This is a genomic window from Pseudomonas sp. P5_A2_2, from assembly GCF_054177685.1.
This window is the reverse complement of the sequence record NZ_JBGCUL010000648.1, coordinates 1-2,581: the sequence shown is the minus strand read 5'-3', so window position 1 is coordinate 2,581 and position 2,581 is coordinate 1. Positions and strand designations below refer to the sequence as shown.

Sequence of the window (2,581 nt, the reverse complement as noted above, 5' to 3'; positions counted from 1 at the left end):
CTCATCGTTTGCGGCACCACCGGCGAACCGGCGGCGATGGGCAAACATGAGCAACTGGCGGTGCTGGATGCCGTGCTGGAGCTGGCGCCGGCGCAACGGGTGGTCATGGGCCTGGCCGGAAACAACCTGACCGAGTTGTTGCAATTCCAGAGCGAGATCCTCGAGCGCCCGGTGGCTGGCCTGCTGGTGCCGGCGCCGTATTACATCCGACCGTCCCAGGCCGGCCTCGAAGCGTTTTTCCGCACGGTCGCCGATGCCTCCAGTGTTCCGCTGATTCTCTACGACATCCCTTACCGTACCGGCGTGGCCTTCGAACAGGCGACCCTGCTCAACATCGTCGCCCACGAGCGCATCGTCGCCATCAAGGATTGCGGCGGTAATTTTTCGAACACCCTCGCCTTGCTCAACAGCGGCCATGTCGACGTGCTGTGCGGCGAAGACAACCAGATCTTCAACGCCCTGTGCCTGGGTGCCAAAGGCGCGATTGCCGCGTCGGCGCATGTCCATCCCGAACTGTTCGTGCAATTGCACCGGCAGATCCGCGACAACCAATTGGCTGAAGGCCGCGCCACGTTTTTCCGATTGCTGGCGCTGATCAACAGCCTGTTCCTGGAGCCCAACCCGGCCCCGGTAAAAACCGCACTCGCCCTGCAAGGCTTGATCGGTGACGAACTGCGCGCACCGATGCAGCGCAGCAGTGAATCGATGACCGAGCGTTTGAAAGGCGTGCTCAGCGCATTGGGCCGCGACAATCGATAGAGCGCCCGCCGCCGGCCCGAGTACCATGGAGCGATTCGATCAGCCTTCAGGGGCACCGACATGCTGTACCGAATCGCCGCCGACGGGCTGATGCTGTTTCACCTGTCGTTCATTGTGTTCGTGTTGTTCGGCGGGTTGCTGGTACTCAAATGGCGCCACCTGATCTGGTGGCACCCGCCCGCTGCGCTGTGGGGTATGGCGGTGGAATTCTTCCACCTGCCCTGCCCGCTGACCGACTGGGAAAACCGCATGCGTCATGGAGCCGGGCAAACCGGCTATGGCGGTGGATTCATCGAGCATTACGTTTGGCCGGTGATTTACCCGGCAGGCCTGACGCCCGGCATTCAGTTGGGATTGGGCGCTGTGGTACTGGTACTCAACGTACTGGTTTATCTTCGAGTGATCAGAAAGTGGAAGTGCCCCTGAAAGATCGCAGCCTGCGGCAACCCCTTTTCCAGAGCAAAGAGTTGAATCGGGCGAGTAGTTTGTAGGAACTGACTTACTCGAAAAATGGAAAAGGAGCTGAAAACGCAGGAACAGTCCGACTTAACAATCTATCTACAACCGTCAATAGTACCCCCTATTAAAAAAGCTTAAACCGCAATGGGGGCATCATGAATCGCACCACACCGTCAGTCACTGGCGACGCTTCGACATTCGATCGATTACGAGCTGTCTGGAAAGAAATCCTCGGCCACCAGGCCATCTCGGCCGACAGCGATTTTTTTGAATGCGGCGCGACTTCCCTATCGGTCACGATGCTGCTTGGCAGAATTGCCAACCTGTTCAATGTTGACCTGACACCCAAAGATATTTTCGACCATCCGACACTGGCTCAGCAGACGGGCTTGCTCAACGGCAGCGCCCGCGAAGGTAGTGAAAACAACCTATTGCTGGACGCCCATGCCTGGCGCAAGCGAGAAGGTGAAGATACGCCCGGACTGGCTCAACGCGAGGTCCTTGAAAAGCCCCCCGAAACCCCGGCCTATCTGGAAAATGTGGTGATGGCGTTTTACATTCGAGGCGAGTGTTCAGTGGCCAGGGTTCGCGAAGCCTTCGGCGCCGTACTTGAACAGCAACCGGCGTTACGTTGCAGTTTCGGGTTCAACTCACAAGGCCAGTGGCGTCGCTCACAACACGCCCTTGATAAGTTCCCGTTGCCTTTTCACCTGATAAACCTGGCGCTTGAAAGCGATATCAGTCGAACCGTGACCGATCTGATCGCTGAAGAAACATTGACCGCTTTTGACCTGGGACATCCACCGTTGATTCGGGCAACCTACCTTGAATGCCAAGGGACGGATGACGTGCTGATCATCACCGCCCATCACATAGCATTCGATGGCTGGTCAGGTGCAGTACTGATGGACCAGCTTTGCGCGCACTATCAGTCATTACTCGCTACCGGCGTGCCTGACAAAGCCAAATACTGCCTGCAATACGCAGACTATACCGATGCCCAACATCAACGTCTGGCTGAAAACCTGCTGGGTAAACATAGCGATTTTTGGCAAGAGACACTGAAACAATTACCCGAACCCTTTCCACTGCGCGGCGCTGTTGAGCGGCCTCGGCAATTTACTTATCGCAGTGCCGTTCTACCGCTCAATCTGGATGTGCAATACCCCGCAATCGCGCAATTGTGCAGCCGAACGGGCTTGAGCCTTTATACCGTTATCCTCACTGCGTTTCTGGTTTCTCTCGCCAGAAACACAGGCACGACCGACCTCTACGTACGCTCTCCGGTGGCTAACCGGACCGACGCGGCCCTGGAGCCGGTAGTGGGGTATTTTGTTCACCCCATGGTGATTCGCCCCAGGCT

General features: G+C 57.3%; 3 protein-coding genes. All 3 read left to right on the top strand.

Annotation, left to right across the window (positions count from 1 at the left end):
• The coding region (gene dapA / locus ACXRVY_RS23655) for a 4-hydroxy-tetrahydrodipicolinate synthase (protein WP_458238388.1) at positions 1-759 on the top strand (759 nt) is incomplete at its 5' end.
• A 60-nt stretch (positions 760-819) separates the two neighbouring features.
• A complete protein-coding gene (locus ACXRVY_RS23650; protein WP_223463162.1) occupies positions 820-1,185 on the top strand; it encodes a DUF2784 domain-containing protein in 366 nt (121 codons plus the stop codon).
• Positions 1,186-1,373: 188 nt separating this feature from the next.
• A partial coding sequence (locus ACXRVY_RS23645) for a condensation domain-containing protein (RefSeq protein WP_458238387.1) occupies positions 1,374-2,581 on the top strand: 1,208 nt, incomplete at its 3' end.